General features: G+C 37.1%; 21 protein-coding genes. All 21 read left to right on the top strand.

What is annotated here, in order from left to right; all coding sequences use genetic code 11:
• Positions 1-2 precede the first annotated feature (2 nt).
• The 21 genes from FF52_RS05765 (at position 3) to FF52_RS05670 (ending at position 18449) form a co-directional block, all read left to right on the top strand.
• On the top strand, positions 3-1217 hold the full coding sequence (locus FF52_RS05765; RefSeq protein WP_008463746.1) for an efflux RND transporter periplasmic adaptor subunit: 1215 nt from the start codon (positions 3-5) through the stop codon (positions 1215-1217).
• 18 nt (positions 1218-1235) lie between these two features.
• Positions 1236-1775: a DUF3347 domain-containing protein gene (locus tag FF52_RS05760; protein WP_008463745.1), complete on the top strand. Its 540-nt coding sequence runs from the start codon at positions 1236-1238 to the stop codon at positions 1773-1775.
• 86 nt (positions 1776-1861) lie between these two features.
• Positions 1862-4399 (top strand): heavy metal translocating P-type ATPase, encoded by a 2538-nt coding sequence (locus FF52_RS05755; RefSeq protein WP_008463744.1) that lies wholly within the window; start codon positions 1862-1864, stop codon positions 4397-4399.
• A 28-nt stretch (positions 4400-4427) separates the two neighbouring features.
• Positions 4428-5672 carry a hypothetical protein gene (locus FF52_RS05750; RefSeq protein ID WP_008463743.1) on the top strand — a complete coding sequence of 415 codons (1245 nt, stop codon included), beginning with the start codon at positions 4428-4430 and terminating at the stop codon, positions 5670-5672.
• Between the two features lie 12 nt (positions 5673-5684).
• A complete protein-coding gene (locus FF52_RS05745) occupies positions 5685-6557 on the top strand; it encodes a DUF2911 domain-containing protein (protein WP_008463742.1) in 873 nt (290 codons plus the stop codon).
• A 148-nt stretch (positions 6558-6705) separates the two neighbouring features.
• The gene (locus tag FF52_RS05740; protein ID WP_235023018.1) at positions 6706-7194 is read left to right on the top strand and encodes a DUF305 domain-containing protein; all 489 of its coding nucleotides are present in this window, start codon (positions 6706-6708) and stop codon (positions 7192-7194) included.
• A 27-nt stretch (positions 7195-7221) separates the two neighbouring features.
• Positions 7222-9837, top strand: coding sequence for a multicopper oxidase domain-containing protein (locus tag FF52_RS05735; protein WP_008463737.1), 2616 nt, complete (start codon positions 7222-7224; stop codon positions 9835-9837).
• A 465-nt stretch (positions 9838-10302) separates the two neighbouring features.
• The gene (locus FF52_RS05730; protein ID WP_008463735.1) at positions 10303-10635 is read left to right on the top strand and encodes an ArsR/SmtB family transcription factor; all 333 of its coding nucleotides are present in this window, start codon (positions 10303-10305) and stop codon (positions 10633-10635) included.
• The gene (locus tag FF52_RS05725) at positions 10626-11132 is read left to right on the top strand and encodes a GNAT family N-acetyltransferase (protein ID WP_008463732.1); all 507 of its coding nucleotides are present in this window, start codon (positions 10626-10628) and stop codon (positions 11130-11132) included. The genes FF52_RS05730 and FF52_RS05725 overlap by 10 nt, the downstream gene beginning before the upstream one ends.
• Positions 11133-11165: 33 nt before the next feature.
• A complete protein-coding gene (locus FF52_RS05720; protein WP_008463724.1) occupies positions 11166-11639 on the top strand; it encodes a DUF6428 family protein in 474 nt (157 codons plus the stop codon).
• Between the two features lie 42 nt (positions 11640-11681).
• Positions 11682-12296, top strand: a complete 615-nt coding sequence (locus FF52_RS05715) for a low molecular weight phosphatase family protein (protein ID WP_008463718.1) — start codon at positions 11682-11684, stop codon at positions 12294-12296.
• A 1-nt stretch (position 12297) separates the two neighbouring features.
• Positions 12298-13383 (top strand): ACR3 family arsenite efflux transporter, encoded by a 1086-nt coding sequence (gene arsB / locus FF52_RS05710; RefSeq protein ID WP_008463717.1) that lies wholly within the window; start codon positions 12298-12300, stop codon positions 13381-13383.
• Between the two features lie 6 nt (positions 13384-13389).
• Entirely contained in the window at positions 13390-14124 is a 735-nt protein-coding gene (locus FF52_RS05705) for a metallophosphoesterase family protein (protein ID WP_008463716.1), read from the top strand.
• A gap of 21 nt (positions 14125-14145) precedes the next feature.
• Entirely contained in the window at positions 14146-14718 is a 573-nt protein-coding gene (locus tag FF52_RS05700; RefSeq protein WP_008463715.1) for a Crp/Fnr family transcriptional regulator, read from the top strand.
• Between the two features lie 73 nt (positions 14719-14791).
• Positions 14792-15355 (top strand): hypothetical protein, encoded by a 564-nt coding sequence (locus FF52_RS05695; protein WP_008463714.1) that lies wholly within the window; start codon positions 14792-14794, stop codon positions 15353-15355.
• Positions 15356-15388: 33 nt separating this feature from the next.
• Positions 15389-15952, top strand: coding sequence for an RNA polymerase sigma factor SigZ (gene sigZ, locus FF52_RS05690; protein WP_008463713.1), 564 nt, complete (start codon positions 15389-15391; stop codon positions 15950-15952).
• A 129-nt stretch (positions 15953-16081) separates the two neighbouring features.
• A complete protein-coding gene (locus FF52_RS23595; RefSeq protein ID WP_157498527.1) occupies positions 16082-16255 on the top strand; it encodes a hypothetical protein in 174 nt (57 codons plus the stop codon).
• 133 nt (positions 16256-16388) lie between these two features.
• Positions 16389-16763, top strand: a complete 375-nt coding sequence (locus tag FF52_RS05680; protein WP_008463711.1) for an ArsR/SmtB family transcription factor — start codon at positions 16389-16391, stop codon at positions 16761-16763.
• Positions 16760-17359, top strand: coding sequence for a mercuric transport protein MerTP (gene merTP, locus FF52_RS05675; RefSeq protein WP_008463709.1), 600 nt, complete (start codon positions 16760-16762; stop codon positions 17357-17359). The genes FF52_RS05680 and merTP overlap by 4 nt, the downstream gene beginning before the upstream one ends.
• Positions 17356-17562: a GDCCVxC domain-containing (seleno)protein gene (locus FF52_RS23855; protein WP_012025078.1), complete on the top strand. Its 207-nt coding sequence runs from the start codon at positions 17356-17358 to the stop codon at positions 17560-17562. The genes merTP and FF52_RS23855 overlap by 4 nt, the downstream gene beginning before the upstream one ends.
• 563 nt (positions 17563-18125) lie before the next feature.
• Positions 18126-18449 carry a DUF6660 family protein gene (locus tag FF52_RS05670; RefSeq protein ID WP_012025079.1) on the top strand — a complete coding sequence of 108 codons (324 nt, stop codon included), beginning with the start codon at positions 18126-18128 and terminating at the stop codon, positions 18447-18449.
• The last annotated feature ends 58 nt before the right edge of the window (positions 18450-18507 follow it).

Here is an 18507-nt window from a genome sequence, read left to right as displayed (position 1 = left end):
CCATGAACAATAAATTAATAATTCGTACTATTTTGCTCATTGCAATGGTTTTTCCACTTCTATTTACAGCATGTGCCCAAAAAGAAGAAAAAAAAACCAGTCAGGAAAAAGCTCAAACCTATACCTGCCCCATGCATCCGCAAATTGTAAAAGATGGCCCCGGCTCATGCCCGATCTGTGGAATGGATTTAGTGCCTTTCGAAAAAAACAACGCACAGGACTTTCTAACCTTGGGACCGAGCCAGCAGGCACTAGCTAATCTGACTACAATAACTGCTGGGGAAAATGAATTTTCAAATTCTTCTCATCTTAACGGACGTTTGGTTACTGACCCTGAGCAAACTATTTACATTTCAAGTCGCGTGGCAGGAAGGATTGAAGAGTTGTATGTAAAAGAAACTGGTGTTCCCGTTCGAAAAGGCCAGCCTTTGTACAAAATATATTCAGAGCAGCTTTCAGCCCTGCAGCAGGAGTACCTTCTAGCTACGGCACAGGCTGCAAGCTTTACTGAGGATAAACGATTTGCCCAAATAAAAAATGCTGCAAAACAAAAACTATTATTATATGGACAATCTGAAGCACAGCTTAATGAATTATTAAAAAAACAAAAAGCTTCTCCTTATGTTGTTTATTATGCCCCGTATTCAGGAATAGTTGCAGAACTTTCCATAACAGAAGGCCAATATGTAGCAGAAGGAGGCTCTATTATGAAACTGGAAGATTATACCCGTTTATGGGTCGAAGCTGATGTCTATCCTGCAGATGCCGGTAAAGTTAAAATAGGCCAAAAAGTAAAAGTTATTGTCTCGGGTTATGAAGATCAGCCCCAAACAATGACGGTAGATTTTATAAATCCTGCCCTGCAGACAAGCAAACAGCTCATACAGCTGCGAGGTGCTATTGCCAATCCAAACAAGCAATGGCAGGCAGGTCAACAGGCAATTGTTTTACTGCCTTCATCAGAACAAAAAATGAAATTAACCATACCTGTAGATGCCGTAATAAGAGACGGCAGCGGTACACATGTGTGGATTGAAATTGAAAAAGGCAAGTATCAGCCTAAAATGGTGGCTATTGGTTCTGAAACCTTCGATGAAGTGGAAATTACTAGCGGTTTAAAAAAAGGAGATATCGTCGTTGCATCCGGTGCCTATCTTTTGTACAGTGAATTTATATTAAAGAAAGGCAAAAACCCTATGTCAGGAATGAAAATGTAATAATCAATCACACAGACAATGAAAAAATTAATCAAAATCGGAATTCCAATAGCCTCACTCTTCCTGCTTATTGCGTGCGGTAACGGTGAAAACAATAAGAAAGAGGTTCAGCAGAATAATAAAGCCTCTGTCCCAATTTTAAAGGATCCCGCAATCAGGATAAATGATGATATTTTAAACGCGATATACAGCCACTATGCCCATTTAACAGTAGCCCTTGCCCAAGATAATGTCGCTGAAGCAAAACTGGCGGCGAATGCAATTGAAGCGGGAGCACGGGAAATCAGCAGCAACAGCAATCTTGCAGCAAGTGCTACGGCAATCGTTTCAGCTCCCGATATCGATAAGCAGCGAGCTGCTTATTCTAATCTAAGTAATGAAATGGTCAGCCTGGTAAAAAAAGCAGGAATGGCTGAGGCTGAGCTCTACTTAGAATATTGTCCAATGGCTTTCGACAATAAAGGGGCCGTATGGATTAGTTCTACCAAAGAAGTGCGCAATCCGTACTTTGGAGAAAAAATGCTCAAGTGCGGCGAGGTGAAAGAAATAATTAAATAATTAGAATATGCAGATTGGCTTAAAAAAAATCACTAACTTTCTATATATTAAAGAAATAACGCATCGGAACTGTAAAAAATAACCTTATGACACACACCTATACAATATCGGGAATGACTTGCGATGGATGTCGTACAAAAGTAGAAAAAACGTTAAATGCTGTAGAGGGAATAAAAGCAAAGGTCTCCTTAGATCCTCCATTGGCAACTATTACAATGGAAAATCATATTGCGACCGAAGAGCTCCAAGAAGCATTGACTGCGGTTGGAAAGTACACCATTGAAATGACTCAAACCACGCATTCGCACGAAAAAAAAACGGAGAAATCATGCTGTAGCACTGCTGAGAATCATGGACACAAACATGATCATAAAACGACAGCCGTACCTCACAATGATGCGGGTGGGAAATATTATTGCCCGATGCATTGTGAAGGTGATAAAATGTATGATAAAGCAGGAGATTGTCCTGTATGCGGAATGCATTTGGTACAAGAACCTGCTGCTGCCCGGGTTCAGCAGTATACCTGTTCAATGCATCCGGAAGTTATAACCGATTCACCAGGTTCATGTCCTATTTGCGGAATGGATCTGGTGCCACTGGAGCCAAGTGAAAACGAAGACCAAAGAATTTACAAGGATTTGGTTAAGAAAATGAAAATAGCGGTAGTATTTACTGTTCCCATTTTCGCTATAGCTATGATAGAAATGGCTCACAAGAATCCTCTACTACAATTAATGGATGCCTCTAAATGGAACTGGGTACAACTTATCTTATCACTTCCTGTTGTCTTTTATGCGTGTTGGATATTTTTTGTACGGGCTTGGAAGTCAATAATTACATGGAACTTAAATATGTTTACCCTTATCGGAATTGGTACAGGAGTGGCATTTTTATTTAGTTTGGCAGGAATGTTTTTCCCAGACGTTTTTCCTAGTGAATTTAAGACCGAACACGGAACAGTGCTGCTATACTTTGAGGCCACAACGGTTATTCTAACTTTGGTTTTGTTAGGACAATTACTCGAGGCAAGAGCACATAGTCAAACCAGTGGTGCTATAAAAGAATTATTAAAACTGGCTCCTACCCAAGCTACTTTGGTAATTGATGGCGGTGATAAAATAATCTCAATCCATGATATCAAAAAAGGTAATTTATTACGGGTAAAACCCGGAGACAAAATTCCTGTAGACGGGAAGATTACTGATGGTGAAAGCACAGTAGACGAATCGATGATTACCGGCGAACCAATTCCTGTAGATAAAAAAATAGGTGATATGGTGTCTTCAGGGACTATAAACGGAAACAAATCCTTTATTATGGTTGCCGAAAAAGTTGGTTCGGAAACCTTGCTTTCGCAAATTATACAAATGGTTAATAATGCAAGTCGTTCCAGAGCACCAATTCAGAAACTAGCCGATAGCATCGCTAAATATTTTGTGCCCATTGTTGTCGTTATTTCCATTCTTACCTTTTTCATTTGGGCAAAATTTGGTCCGGAACCAGCAATGGTTTATGGATTTATAAATGCTATTGCAGTATTAATAATTGCTTGCCCTTGTGCATTAGGTTTAGCAACGCCCATGTCTGTAATGGTAGGAGTTGGAAAAGGCGCTCAATCGGGAATTCTGATAAAAAATGCCGAAGCTTTGGAAAAAATGGACAAAGTAAATGTTCTCATTACGGATAAAACAGGAACAATTACGGAGGGCAAACCTTCGGTAGAAAAAATCGTAGCGCTGCAATATTCAGAAGATGAACTGCTGCAATACATAGCGTCTTTAAATCAGTACAGTGAGCATCCTCTTGCGGAGGCTGTAGTGAAATTTGCAAAAGCTAAAAATGTTTCTTTGACCAAAGTAGATGATTTTGAAAACATCGCCGGAAAAGGAGTTATCGGAACTGCTATTGATAAAAAGATGGCATTAGGGAATAAAAAATTAATGGAGCAAGCAGGGGCAGCTATTTCTGCCACAATTGAAGAAAAAATTATTGCAGAACAAAAATTAGGAAAAACAGTTTCTTATATCGCTGTAGATAAAAATGTAGTGGGATTTGTAACGATAACCGATGCTATAAAAGAAACAAGTGCTGCAGCTATAAAAGAATTAATGCGCCAAGGGGTTGAAGTAATCATGCTTACGGGAGATAATGTAAATACAGCCAAAGCGGTTGCAGACGAATTGCATTTAACCTCTTTTCAGGCAGGTTGTTTACCCGAGGATAAATTAAAAGTAATCGAGAAACTTCAAGCCGAAGGAAAAATTGTAGCTATGGCGGGAGATGGAATAAATGATGCGCCAGCTTTGGCTCAATCGGACATTGGAATTGCGATGGGAACAGGAACAGATGTTGCGATCGAAAGCGCCAAGATTACTTTGGTAAAAGGAGATCTGCAAGGAATTGTAAAAGCAAAAAATCTGAGCCACGCTGTAATGAGCAACATCAAGCAAAACCTATTCTTTGCTTTTGTATATAATGTCTTAGGCGTACCAGTTGCTGCGGGTGTTTTATATCCATTTTTCGGAATATTACTTTCTCCTATGATTGCTGCCTTGGCAATGAGTTTTAGTTCGGTATCTGTTATTGTGAATGCATTGCGATTGAGAAGTTTAAAACTCTAAAGAATAAATAATTTTACTATACAAACAAATGACCAATCTAGGACAAATTATTCTGCAGTATAAAAACGATAACGAAAGTGTCTATAATACCTGGTTTATAGATAACAACCAACGGTTAAAAGCATTTCGGACTATTAGACGCGGTGTTCTGCAAGTCATTGAGGATATTAAAAACAAGAACTTTCCTAATGATTTTAAAGAAAGCAGCTTAGAATTTGTTTTGAGCTGCATAGCCGAACAAAAACAAGTCTTTGCAGGGGTTTCCCATCCGTTTTATTGGAAACCCAAATTACGTATTCCTGACATCTATGAGAATCAAAACAATAAATTGGCTTTTGGTCAGTTCCTTGAAAATTGCATCAATGCTAAGTATGAAGAACAGGTTGTAAAAGAAATTATAAAACTAGATGAATTAAAAATTAAAGGATTAGGGCCTGCTGTTGCCAGTATTTTATATTTCATACACCCAACCTGGTTCCCACCTTTTAACACCGCTATTCTCAATGGTTTTAATTTTCTTTTTAAAGACAAAAAAAAATTAGGAAGCTGGACTGAGTATCTTAAAATCCGAGAAACTTTATTGAAAACTAATAGTCTACATAAATCACAGCTCTCAAATGATTTGGGTGCCATTGCAGGATTGTGTTTTGAAATTGGAACTCAGAAAATGCTGATCGGCAATGATGAATATTTAAGCGAGGCAGAACGTTCAAGATTCGAAAAAAACGTACACAAGCGCCAAAAAGAAATACTCGAAGAAAAACTGGAGGAAAATCTTCATAGTGAGATGCAGTACCATTTATTAAAAATTGGAGTTTCATTGGGTTTTGATGTCACCCCAGCGAGTAACGACAAAAGCAAATCGTTTGGAGGACAAAATTTTTCATTTATATCAATAAATAAATTTCCCGAACTCCCTACAGACAAGGACACACAAAATACTATCAAGCTTATTGATGTACTCTGGTTCGAAAAAGGCACAAACAAGATTATAGGTGCCTTTGAAGTAGAAAAAAGCACTAGTATTTATTCCGGCATACTTCGCTTGTCTGACCTATATTTTAGTATCTCAAGCGGACATGAAGTTTTTTACATTATTATTCCGGATAACCGGGAAAAAGATGTGGTTCTTCAGCTTAATAGGCCCGTTATAAAAAACTCAAATATGAATATCAAATATATCCTGTTTTCTGAATTAAGAGCTAATTGTGATGCTATCTGCAAATTTGGAACCGACCATTCAATAATGGAAAAAATATCAAAATCAATTTAAAATTAACAAAATATGAAAAAAATAATTCTGCTAAGCTTCATTATTATACAATCGTTATCAATTTCTGCACAAGAAAAAGTTCAAATTAAACTTACTTCTGCAAGCCCTTCGGCATCATTTCAACAAGAAATCGGAAGCTCAACAGTCAAAATATCCTATAGCAGGCCCTTAGTAAGAGGGCGAAAAATATTTGGCGAATTAGTGCCTTTTGGTAAGCTCTGGCGAACAGGCGCCAGCGATTGTACGACCATAAGTACTAATGAAGATATCGCTTTTGGAAATAATATTTTGAAAGCAGGAACTTATTCTGTATTCTCAATTCCTTCAGAAAATGAGTGGACTATCATTATCAATAGTGATATTACTTTACATGGCGAAACTGGTTATGATGAGAAAAAAGATGTTATGCGTTTTACCGTTCCTACAGAAAAAACGATTGATTTTTACGAAACTTTTACCATTGAATTAAATGACATCAACAGTAAAGGAGAAGGCTTCCTTAAAATAGAATGGGAAAATACCATGGTTAAAATACCTATGAAAAGCAAAGCTGACAAAGAAATTTTAGCTCTAATTGACAAATATATTATTAAAGAAAAAAGTCAAAATGCTACTTTATTGTTTCAGGCAGCAAATTATTATTCAGCCACGGGTAGAGCAAACAATCAAGCAGTATCGTGGTTAGCTGAAGCTGAAAAATTAGATCCCGAAAATTTTTATTATCCCACTTTAAGACAGAAAGTATCTTTAGAACTGAAGGATTATCCCAATGCTATTGAGGCAGCAAAAAAAGCCTTAACAATTGCAGAACAGAAAAAAATGAAGGGTACTGAAAAATTAAAAAATCAGATTGAAGAGTTACAATTATTACTTAAAAGTAAATAAATAATAAGTATTACAATATCACATTGAAAACTACAGAAGCATAAAAATCCTTGCCATTTAAACCGATCCAGTGTTATAGTAGCATTAGACTTGTTTTGTTCAGGGAAATAGATAAATCTAAATAACTTTTAAAGCTAAAAATATGAAAATGGAACACGCAACACAGCAGTATTCAAAAGAGGTAGACTCCAAAATGTACAAAAAATTAGCCATTATGATCGTATTGTCATTTATTTCTATGTACATATTGATGTATTCGATGGTCGATATTTTTGCTAATGTCATTCCCAATGTAAACCAATTTTACATGGCAGGACTAATGACTATGCCAATGCTCGTAATTGAAATTATTGTTATGGGTCGTATGTATATTAATAAAAAATGGAACATAATGTTACTTATAACAGGCAGCCTTATCGCGATCATTTTTTTTTCCTGTATAAGAGAGCAAGCAGCTGTTGGAGATAAACAATTTTTAAAATCAATGATACCGCACCATGCAGCAGCAATACTAATGGCTCAGAAGGCTTCTCTTCACGATCCTGAAATAAGCCAGCTTGCCAAGGACATTATAAAAGCACAACAAACTGAAATTGCACAGATGAAGGCCAAGTTAAATGAGATGGAAAAAAAATAATAGAACACTATTCTTTAAAAAAGCAATATGAAAAACATACTTATAATACTCGTATTTATCATGCTTCCTGTCCTGATTCAAGCCCAGGATATGAAAATGGCAATAGATAAAAAGTCTGTCAAAGAAGAGTCGAATCCTGCTACCTATACTTGTCCAATGCATCCCGATATCCATGAATCCAAACCAGGAAAATGCCCAAAATGCGGCATGGCATTAGTGAAAGAAAAGTCTAAAATCACTAAGCCGAAGGCAGCTGCAAAACCTAAAACTGTAACTGCTGTTAAAGAGGAAATGCCTAAAAAGGCTAAATCTTCCTCTGCGGATAAGATCAATATGCATCAGGCGCATAATAAGACAAACATGGAAAAGAAAACAGCGAGCCCCCCAGTAAAAAAAATGATGGTAAATGATGAGCCACCTAAAGTTGTAAGGTACGATTTATATGTTCGCGATACGGTGGTAAATTTCTCAGGGAAATCAAAAAGAGCGATAGCGGTAAATGGCCAGATACCAATGCCTACATTAACCTTTACAGAAGGTGATACCGCAGAAATTTATGTTCATAATGAACTTGACGAAGAAACGTCATTACACTGGCATGGTTTGTTTCTACCCAATAAAGAAGACGGTGTGCCTAACCTTACCCAAATGCCGATAAAAGCACACAGTACCTACAAATATTCTTTTCCCATCAGGCAGCATGGGACCCATTGGTACCATAGCCATTCTGGTTTGCAGGAACAAATAGGAATGTACGGTTCTTTTGTGATGAACAAACGAAGCTCCGATCCAAACTTCAGGGCAGGGATAGATGACCTACCGACAATTCCGATTGTGCTGAGCGAATGGACCGATATCGACCCGGAGAACGTTCATAGAATGCTGCATAATGCCTCCGATTGGTTTGCAATAAAAAAAGGCACGACCCAAAGTTATGGCGAAGCTATAAAACAAGGCTATTTAAAAACCAAGGTCCTCAATGAGTGGAAGCGTATGAACGCTATGGATGTAAGCGATGTCTATTATGAGAAATTTTTAATTAATGGGAAAAACGAAAGCCAGCTTTCGCAGTTCAAAGCCGGTGATAAGGTAAGATTACGCGTCTCTAATGGCGGTGCATCCAGTAATTTTTGGCTTACCTATGCCGGAGGCAAAATTACAGTAGTGGCCAGTGATGGTAATGATGTTGAGCCTGTTGAAGTAGACCGTCTACTTATTGCAGTTTCTGAAACTTATGACCTTGTTTTAAGCATTCCGGCAGAAAATACATCTTATGAGTTTTTGGCAACACCAGAAGACCGGACAAAATCGGCGTCCCTCTACATTGGAAATGGCATCAAACAGCTCACCTCCCCTTTACCCAAACTGAAATACTTTGAAGGGATGCAAATGATGAACGATATGATGAAAATGAACGGAGACCTAAATGATATGGGGATGAAGATGTCGCTGAATCAGATGGATATGAACTCGGTAATGTATCCTGAAATTACAGGCCCACAAACAAAAGGAAGTAAAGACATGCCAATGGAGATGGACAAAGAAGAAACCAAATTGGATACCCCTGATAAAATGCACGACATGCACAATATGGAAAATAAGTACAATGCCAATGCTCTTGCCGATATTGTGACATTAAATTATGCGATGCTAAAATCTCCAACAAGCACGGCATTGTCAAAAGATGCTCCAGTGAGGGAGCTCAAATTCGAGCTTACCGGAAATATGAATCGCTATGTGTGGAGCCTGGATAACAAGGTCGTTTCCGAAGCTGATAAAATCCTGATCAAGAAAGGAGAAATTTTACGTATCGTCCTGCATAATAATTCAATGATGCGCCATCCAATGCATTTGCATGGCCATGATTTCAGGGTCATCAATGGGCAAGGTGATTTTGCGCCTTTGAAAAATATCATCGACATCATGCCAATGGAAACAGATACTATTGAATTCGCCGCAAGCGAAGATGGCGGCGACTGGTTTTTCCACTGTCATATTCTCTACCATATGATGGCTGGTATGGGCAGAATTTTTTCTTATGAAAATTCACCTCCAAATCCAGAAATACCAAACCCTAAACTGGCTCAACGAAAATTGTTTGCTGACGACAGAAAATTCCACTTTATGGCAGAAAATGATTTTGCCACCAATGGAAATGACGGTGAAGCAATGTATCAAAGTACACGCTGGAGCATTGGAACCGAATGGAGGTTAGGATACAATGACATGCATGGTTATGAAACAGAAACACATATTGGTCGATATATTGGAAAAATGCAATGGTTAATGCCTTTTATAGGATTTGACTGGAGATATAGAAGAATGGGAGAAGATATACAAGAAAATAATCTTTTTGGACAAACCAATACTAAGGATAAACGTGCAGTGGTAAGTCTAGGGGTTAACTACATCCTACCTATGTTAATAGTAGCACAAGCTGAAGTTTTTACCGATGGTAAAGTCAGATTACAATTTGAACGTAAAGACATTCCCGTTTCTAAACGGCTTAGAATGAATTTGATGTGGAATACAGACAAGGAATATATGGCAGGACTACGCTATATAATTACCAGATGGGGTTCTTTGTCTTCACACTATGACAGTGATATGGGCTTTGGTGCAGGATTTATTTTAAATTACTAGCTTATAAGTACAATAGTAAATTATTGTAAGACCAAATTCTAGAATTAAGATTAATCGGTTAATATTGAAGGATATCAATTTTTTTAAATTGTCTTTCATTTGAACGGTGTGGAAGTCCATTCAAATTAATGATCGAAATTGAACCAGTATGAAAATCTAATAATACCAATTTTAAATTTAAAATTGGTATTATTAATAACAAATAACTGCAAATGCTGAACATCTTTCTAATTATGGGTTGTTCAGTTTGTATTGTATTTATATAATATCAGCTAACGATAAACCATGTAATTATTGCTTTATACATTGGTTTGATAAAACTAGCATTCGGGTAACAAACAATATTATAAAACCATATGCATCGAATCTTTTTCTTAGCCGATGCCTTCATCTTCATAAAAATAAATCTTTATATTTTTTTTTATTTAAATTATTATCGTAATATTGCAATATAAATATAAAACGATGGGAGCAACAAAAACAGATCACTTTACAGAAAGCCAGAACGAGCTGGCTGTTTTAGCCAAAGCATTAGGCCATCCTGCGCGTATTGCTATTATGGAATATTTATTAAAAGTGGATGCCTGCATCTGCGGAGATATTGTAAACGAACTCCCCCTTTCACAGCCGACCGTTTCACAGCATCTGAAAGAATTGAAAAATGCAGGTTTGATTAAAGGAAGCATCGAAGGAAACTCGATCTGCTACTGCATCAATGAACCTGGACTGGAAAAGATAAAAGGCTTCTTTCAGCACATATCAGATCATTTGGCAAAAAAGAGAAGCGAATGCTGCTAATCTATAAAAATATGGAAATCAGAAAACTTTCGGACAAACACTGGGATGAGGTAAAAATAATTTACCAAAAAGGGATAGACACCGGCAATGCAACTTTCCAGACCAGTGCCCCTTCATGGGAAGACTGGGACCAGTCGCATCTTAAGTCCTGCCGGGTTGTGATGCAGGAAGATGGCAAGGTAATTGGATGGGCTGCCCTTACACCTGTTTCATCACGCTGCGTTTATGCAGGGGTTGCAGAGGTGAGCGTATATGTGGATCCTGCACATTCGGGAAAAGGAATCGGGCTTACCCTTTTAAAGGAACTTGTACGACAGAGCGAAACTGAAGGAATCTGGACGCTTCAGGCAGGGATCTTTCCTGAGAATACGGCAAGCCTCCGAATCCATGAAAAAGCAGGTTTCAGAATACTGGGAACAAGAGAAAAAATCGGAAAACAGAATGGTATCTGGAGAGATACTGCGCTTCTTGAAAGAAGAAGCTCCGTTATTAATTAATAAAAAATATAGTTTAACTAAATATAAAAAATTATGAAACTTTCAGAAATTAAAGAAGTGCTTAAAACAGTGGAAGCTGTAAATTTTGAACTGCCGGACGGCACATTTGTACCGGAATATTTTCACGTAACTGAAGTAGGCTTGGTTACCAAAAACTTCATCGACTGCGGAGGAACAGTAAGAAAAGAAACAGTTGTAAACTTCCAGCTTTGGGATGCCAACGACTACGAGCACAGGCTTAAACCTCAGAAACTGATCCACATCATTGAGCTTTCAGAAAAAGTGTTAGGAATTGAAGACAATGAAATTGAAGTGGAATACCAGAACACTACTATCGGCAAATACGATTTAGATTTTAACGGTAAAAACTTCACTCTGCTTAATAAACAGACAGCCTGTCTTGCTCAGGAGCAGTGCGGTATTCCATCTGATAAGCCTAAAGTAAAATTATCTCAGTTAAATACTGACAATGCTAATTCATGCACTCCGGGCGGAGGATGCTGCTAATCATTAAACAGATAATCAATAAACCTTTACAGCCAAAAAACTATGTTATATCCACAAATTGAGAATACCGTTAAATCATTTGATTTTAAGCAGATCTCCGAGGATCGCAAAACAGTCCTGCAGCCATTAATCGACTTCATTCAGACTAAAGTGGACAGTAAGCTGGAAACCAGACTAAACCTAATCTGCACGCACAATTCCAGAAGAAGCCATCTTTCGCAGGTTTGGGCTCAGACTGCTGCCGCCTATTACGGCATCAAAAACGTTTCATGCTATTCAGGAGGAACAGAGGCTACCGCCCTTTTCCCAATGGCAGCGGAGACTTTGAAGGATTCAGGATTCAACATCAAAACGCTTTCAGAGGGATCAAACCCGGTTTATTCAATAAAATATTCAGCTGACGAACTTCCTGTCATCGGTTTTTCCAAAACCTATGATGATGACTTCAATCCTGAAAGCGGATTCGCCGCAATAATGACCTGCTCGCAGGCTGACGGCGGATGCCCCTTTATAGCAGGTGCTGAGAAAAGAATCCCGATTACCTTTGAAGATCCAAAAATTTCCGACGGAACGCCTCAGCAGAAAGAAACTTATCTGGAGCGAAGCCTGCAGATAGGAACTGAAATGTTTTACGTATTCTCACAAATAAAAAAATAAAATGTCAGCAAATAACTGTGCACCAGCCGTCGGACGCAAAAAATTAAGCTTCCTTGACCGCTTCTTGACCCTTTGGATTTTCCTTGCTATGGCAATAGGCGTGGCAATAGGATACTTTATTCCTTCCAGCGGAGATTTCATCAATTCTTTCTCCAGCGGAACAACAAACATTCCATTGGCAATAGGGCTTATCCTGATGATGTATCCGCCTCTGGCAAAAGTAAAATACGAACAGATGGGTCAGGTTTTCAAAAACACTAAAGTCTTAGGTGCTTCTTTATTCCTGAACTGGATCGTAGGCCCTGTTTTGATGTTTTTATTGGCGCTCCTGTTTTTGAACGGATATCCTGAATACATGATCGGGGTGATCCTGATCGGTCTGGCACGCTGTATCGCAATGGTTGTGGTATGGAACGATCTGGCAGACGGAAACCGTGAGTATGCAGCTGGACTTATTGCCCTTAACAGCATCTTTCAGGTACTGCTTTACAGTGTATATGCTTATATTTTTATAACCGTTCTCCCTCCCTATTTTGGATATGATGGTTTTGAAGTCAATATCAGCATTGGACAGATTGCCGAGAGTGTCGGTATCTATTTAGGAATTCCATTTGCCTTGGGAATCATAAGCCGTTATGCTTTGATAGCCTTAAAAGGTTCTGAATGGTTTGAGAATAAGTACGTGCCGTTTATCTCGCCAATTACACTTATTTCATTGCTTTTTACAATTATTGTAATGTTCAGCCTGAAAGGGGAACTTATTGTTCAGATCCCTATGGACGTTGTTCGTATTGCAATACCGCTTGTGATTTACTTTACTTTAATGTTTGTCATCAGTTTTTTCACGGGTAAATATTTTGGGGCTGACTATTCAAAAGCGACCTCTATAGCATTTACAGCAACAGGGAATAATTTCGAGCTTGCCATTGCTGTGGCAATCGGCGTGTTTGGAATAAACAGCGGACAGGCTTTTGCAGGTGTTATAGGCCCTCTGGTAGAAGTGCCTGCTCTTATAGCACTGGTAAACCTTGCCTTCTGGTTCCGAAAAAAGTATTTCACAAAACAGGTAGCTGCAGAAACTGCTTAAGAAAATATGAGAATTGCAATAATATCGGATATACATGCGAACTTCCCCGCACTGGAGCAGACTTTAAAAAGTATTGAAGAGCAGAATATTGATGCCGTTTACTGCTTAGGGGATTTAGTCGGCTACAATTTATGCCCCAATGCCGTGATAAATGAGATCCGTAAAAAGCATATCCCTACCCTTGCAGGAAATCACGATGTCAAAGCTGTAGAAATACACAATGACGGCTCAAATGACATTGAAAGCTACGCATATCAGATTGTGGGTAAAGAGCAGATCAAATATCTTTCTGCTCTTCCTGCCCATATTAAACTTGAATACCAGACATCCAACAAACTCATTAAGATACTTATGGTTCATGGCAGTCCTTACAGCAACAGGGAATATCTGCTTGAGGATAAAAATGAGAAAGATTTCACTAACATCTTTCTTGATTCCAATACAGACATTCTTATCTGCGGACATTCTCATCTGCCGTATCATCGCATACTGGAAAATCCCAATAAAAAAGGCAGCTATTTTCATGCCATTAATGCAGGGTCGGTTGGAAAGCCAAAAGATAGAAATCCGGACTGCTGCTATGCAGTGGTAACCATTGAAAAAACCAGTAATCTTTCCAAAAAAGACGGCATAAAGGTGGAATTCGTAAGAGTTCCTTATGATATTGAAAAAGCAGCCCGTGCTATTGAAGAGAGTCCTCTTCCGGACGTTTACGCGTTTATGCTTAGAAAAGCATATTAATGTATTGAAATAAAACCCGCTATGGAAAGTTTTAAATTATTTTTAAAGAGTATCGTCCCTCTCAGCGATCAGGAATTTGAAAAGTACAGTCCGTATTTCAAAACAAGGACATTAACCCGAAACAGTTATTTTGCAGAGATCGGCAAAACCTCACATGAAGCCGCTTTTATAAAAAAAGGGCTCCTCAGGACATATTACATAAATGAAAAATCCGAAGAAGTGACTTCCTGCTTCTGCGCAGAAAATAATTTGACGGCTTCCTACAAGAGCTTTATTTCGCAGCTGCCTTCGGAACTTTCCATTCAGGCTGTAGAAGATACCGAACTTATAACAATCAGTTACAATGACCTGCAGATTCTCTATCAGAAGAGTGCTCTCTGGCAGAATATCGGAAGGTCAATTGCCGAGCGGCAGTATATGGTGATGGAGCAGTATGCCAGTGTTTTGTGCAATGAAAGCGCAAAGGAAAAATACATGCGCATGCTTGAGGAACAGCCTGCCGTTATAAACAAAGCTTCAGTAAATGATATTGCAAGCTATCTAGGAATAACACGCAGGACGCTGAGCAGGATCAGAAAAGAAATTACCCAGTAAATTCGAGGACATTTGTCCTTTTTGCTGATTATACTTTCCAATAGTTTTGCTTTTATAACCAATTTAAAATAAAATGGAAACAGCAATTATCATTTCATCCTTCTTTCTTGTCCTATTTGCAGTCTTAGCCTTATATGATGGCGTTTATCTGCATATTTTCAAATACCAGCTCCATAATCGGGAAGAAAGCAAAACCGAGCATATTACCCATACTTTGAGAGCTGTTTTCTTTCCGGCAATCCTTTATTTTCTGTTCTTGAAACAGGATAATCATACTAGTTTTGTAATAGGTTTAACCATAGTTCTTTTGGATATAATGGTGCTAGGGTACGACGCTTTTATAGAGAAAGACAGCAGGCAGTTTATGGGAGGGCTTCCGCGCTGGGAATATATTGTCCATTTATTCGTAAATGGGTTTCATTTTGCGTCAATTGCAGTTTACCTCTCCATCAGACTTACTTTTCAAAATGGGGAAATAATGATTTCTAATATCAATCAATCTCCAGGCTTCTTCAATTTGTTAATTGTAAATCTTTTACCCGGAACTATCGCAATGGCAATTCTTCATGTTTTCTTATGCATGCCAAAAACAGCCCATATCTGGAATAATTTCAGAGCTAAAATCAATTGTTGCTAATCCTGCTTTCTTAATAAACAGAACATAAAATCTATGAGTTTGGAAATAAATACTATTCACAATCAGTTTTATATCATTTTGGGCAGGTATATTAAGGCTCATATTAATGATACCGACGATGCATCTGATGTTTTGCAGGAAGTTTTTATAAAGATAAACGAGAATTTAGGATCACTAACTGACGAAGGCAAACTAAAAAGCTGGATTTTCACGATCACAAGAAATTCCATTATTGACTATTATAGAAAAAATTCCAATAATAAAAAATCAGAGCTGACCGATTGTATGATGCAAAAAATAATGCATGAAACAGATCTTGATACTTCGGAAGGCCTGGACTGTTGTCTGATAAAATTCATTGAACGGTTGCCGGAAGACTATCGGGACATTATCATGGATAGCGAAATACATGGAATTAAACAGAAAGACTTAACAGAAAAATACAGCCTTGCCTACCCTTCCATCCGTTCTAGAGTGCAAAGAGGCAGATCCAAATTAAAGGAAATGCTTCTGGATTGCTGCAGTATTGAATTAGACCGCCGTGGAAATATTATGAACGTTACCTCTAAAAAATCATGCAGCGGAGGAAAATGCTGATAACACCGAATCATTTTTGAAAACTTCATATATAGAAAATTCAGGCTGTTAAAAAAAAAAAATCAGCAAAGCCTGCATCATTTTTAGATTAGTGCGTCTTAAGTAGTATTAATCATTAAAATTAAAATTATGAAAAACAAAATGTACATTACTCTTGCAGCATTGGTATTGTCTGCTGGAAGTATCTTCGCTTATGCGAACTTATCAAAAACTGATGCAAAGAAAAACTGCACTGAAAAATGTTCTACGCATTGCTGTAGTGACGATTCGGGAACTTGTGCTCCGAAAGATTGCAAAAAGTAATATTTCGCTTTACTGTTTAAAAGACAACTCAAAAAGTTGTCTTTTTTTATGGGCAGGAATCATTCAAAATTTTAATTCAATTATTTTGTATTTTAGCATTTGCTTAAATAAGCAAAAAGTATAAATTTGCATTATGGAAGATATAATTTGTATACGACAGCAAGCAGATATTAAACAAATAATCCGCTGTAAAGACAGAGTATCAGAACTCAATACCTCATTTGACTATTTATCAAGTGGGCTTGAATTGGCTGGCAATAATGTGAGATTAAGAATTCTCTTTTTACTTTATGAAGAAAAACAGCTCTGTGTCTGTGACATAAGTGATATTCTTGAAATGAGTATTTCTGCAATTTCACAGCACTTACGGAAACTAAAAGACAGAAAACTTATTGAAACTAAACGGGAAGCGCAGACCATTTTCTATTCATTGACAAAGGAATATGAAAAAATGCTGAAACCTTTCTTCGAAATTTTAGCACAAAATGAAATTTTAGAAAAAATATGAAAACAGAGAATAAAATGATCGGAGCCGGATTTTTCACAGCATTAGCTGCTTCATTGTGCTGCATTACTCCCATATTAGCATTAGTTGCCGGAACAAGCGGGATTGCTTCTGCTTTTTCATGGCTTGAACCAATGAGGCCTTATTTCATCGGCCTGACTGTTATAATTATTGGTTTATCTTGGTATCAAAAGCTGAAAACTAAAAAGCTGATAGACTGTAACTGCGATAGAGAAGAAAATACGAAATTCGTTAATTCAAAAATGTTTTTAGGAATAATTACAGTAATTGCAGCCCTCATGCTTTCGTTTCCTTACTACTCAAGCATTTTTTATCCAAATACAGAAAAGAAAGTCTTGGTCGTGAAAAAGACCAGCACTCAAAAAGCTGAGTTTAGAATAAGCGGAATGACTTGTGCCAGCTGTGAAAAACACGTGAATCACGAAGTGAATAAATTGATTGGAATAATAAATTCAAATGTAAATTATACTAATGGTAACGCAATTGTAGAATTTGATAATTCCAAAACTACTATTAATGAAATTGAAAAAGCAATAAATTCAACAGGCTATACAGTAACTAACAAAAAATTAAAATGAAAATCGTTCTACAATCAATAATAACCTGCCCCCTTTGCTCCCACAGTAAAGAAGAAACTATGCCAACTGATGCATGCCAATTTTTTTACGAATGTGAGAACTGCAAACAAACTCTTAAACCAAATCAAGGTGATTGCTGTGTATATTGCAGTTATGGAACTGTGCCATGTCCACCAATTCAGCAAGATAAAAAATGTTGCTAAATTGAATAATTTCTAATGGACAATAGATTATCATATACAAATTTTGATTATAAAATTTTAAGAATAATAATTTAAATTTACTGATGACATTTTTTTTCGCTCTCTTCAACTTAAATCTATAAGTTATTATGACAGAAATCACATCTATTACTGAATTAACGATTTTTAACATTTAACCCTTACGATACATACAAACCGCTTATCAACAAACTTTTAAAATAATTATCTTACAAATTCACTTGAAAATAAGCTAATTTCTTTAAATCGTTCATAAAATGATTTGTAAATTGTGAACTAAACGTCACTTCTTAAAAAAACGTTAATTCCGAGGAATTAGCGTTTTTTTTATGCTTTTAAATTGTATTTAACCAGACTTTTACCTATAAATATATATGGTTTGAATATTTTAAAAGGTGACTTGACAGAATACAAACCACTTTAATCCTTGTTATATAAGACTAGCACAATAATTTTATATTTATATTAACAAAAAAACAGAAAACTTAGCCGAAAGAAAAACAATTACATGAAATTACTAAGTAAAATATTTATAATTTTGACGCGTGAAAATATGGGTAACAATATTATCGTTCATTGTACTGTTTCTTTCGACAGTACCTTGCTCTGCGTTTGCTAAACACTCTGAGTGTAGAGTGGAAAAAAACTGCAAGGGTGAGTCTCATGACTGCGGTGATGAATGCAATGGAAAATGTTCGCCATTTTATTCCTGTGGAACCTGTATTGGTTTTACAATAAACTTTAATTCTTCAATTATTACCGAAAAATTAGAATTCACAATTGAAGAAGCTTCACAGACACTATCATACTATAAATTTGTCGATTCTTCTTTCATCTGCAAAATCTGGCAGCCTCCTAAAATTTCTTAATAAAATACCGCTTTTACCTGCTTAACTTCAATTAAGCGGGCTTATCACCTTTATTAAC

It is taken from the genome of Flavobacterium sp. F52, assembly GCF_000278705.1.
GTDB lineage: Bacteria > Bacteroidota > Bacteroidia > Flavobacteriales > Flavobacteriaceae > Flavobacterium > Flavobacterium anhuiense.
Note: the sequence above shows the minus strand (reverse complement) of the source record. Positions and strands in the feature narration are given on the sequence as shown.

Coding starts and splice junctions, on each gene's coding strand:
- FF52_RS05760 (WP_008463745.1), top strand. CDS start 1,236: ATGAAAAAATTAATCAAAATCGGAATTCCAATAGCCTCACTCTTCCTG.
- FF52_RS05755 (WP_008463744.1), top strand. CDS start 1,862: ATGACACACACCTATACAATATCGGGAATGACTTGCGATGGATGTCGT.
- FF52_RS05725 (WP_008463732.1), top strand. CDS start 10,626: ATGCTGCTAATCTATAAAAATATGGAAATCAGAAAACTTTCGGACAAA.
- FF52_RS05740 (WP_235023018.1), top strand. CDS start 6,706: ATGGAACACGCAACACAGCAGTATTCAAAAGAGGTAGACTCCAAAATG.
- FF52_RS23595 (WP_157498527.1), top strand. CDS start 16,082: ATGAAAAACAAAATGTACATTACTCTTGCAGCATTGGTATTGTCTGCT.
- FF52_RS05750 (WP_008463743.1), top strand. CDS start 4,428: ATGACCAATCTAGGACAAATTATTCTGCAGTATAAAAACGATAACGAA.
- FF52_RS05765 (WP_008463746.1), top strand. CDS start 3: ATGAACAATAAATTAATAATTCGTACTATTTTGCTCATTGCAATGGTT.
- FF52_RS05720 (WP_008463724.1), top strand. CDS start 11,166: ATGAAACTTTCAGAAATTAAAGAAGTGCTTAAAACAGTGGAAGCTGTA.
- FF52_RS05700 (WP_008463715.1), top strand. CDS start 14,146: ATGGAAAGTTTTAAATTATTTTTAAAGAGTATCGTCCCTCTCAGCGAT.
- merTP (WP_008463709.1), top strand. CDS start 16,760: ATGAAAACAGAGAATAAAATGATCGGAGCCGGATTTTTCACAGCATTA.
- FF52_RS23855 (WP_012025078.1), top strand. CDS start 17,356: ATGAAAATCGTTCTACAATCAATAATAACCTGCCCCCTTTGCTCCCAC.
- FF52_RS05680 (WP_008463711.1), top strand. CDS start 16,389: ATGGAAGATATAATTTGTATACGACAGCAAGCAGATATTAAACAAATA.
- FF52_RS05745 (WP_008463742.1), top strand. CDS start 5,685: ATGAAAAAAATAATTCTGCTAAGCTTCATTATTATACAATCGTTATCA.
- FF52_RS05705 (WP_008463716.1), top strand. CDS start 13,390: ATGAGAATTGCAATAATATCGGATATACATGCGAACTTCCCCGCACTG.
- FF52_RS05735 (WP_008463737.1), top strand. CDS start 7,222: ATGAAAAACATACTTATAATACTCGTATTTATCATGCTTCCTGTCCTG.
- sigZ (WP_008463713.1), top strand. CDS start 15,389: ATGAGTTTGGAAATAAATACTATTCACAATCAGTTTTATATCATTTTG.
- FF52_RS05715 (WP_008463718.1), top strand. CDS start 11,682: ATGTTATATCCACAAATTGAGAATACCGTTAAATCATTTGATTTTAAG.
- FF52_RS05730 (WP_008463735.1), top strand. CDS start 10,303: ATGGGAGCAACAAAAACAGATCACTTTACAGAAAGCCAGAACGAGCTG.
- arsB (WP_008463717.1), top strand. CDS start 12,298: ATGTCAGCAAATAACTGTGCACCAGCCGTCGGACGCAAAAAATTAAGC.
- FF52_RS05695 (WP_008463714.1), top strand. CDS start 14,792: ATGGAAACAGCAATTATCATTTCATCCTTCTTTCTTGTCCTATTTGCA.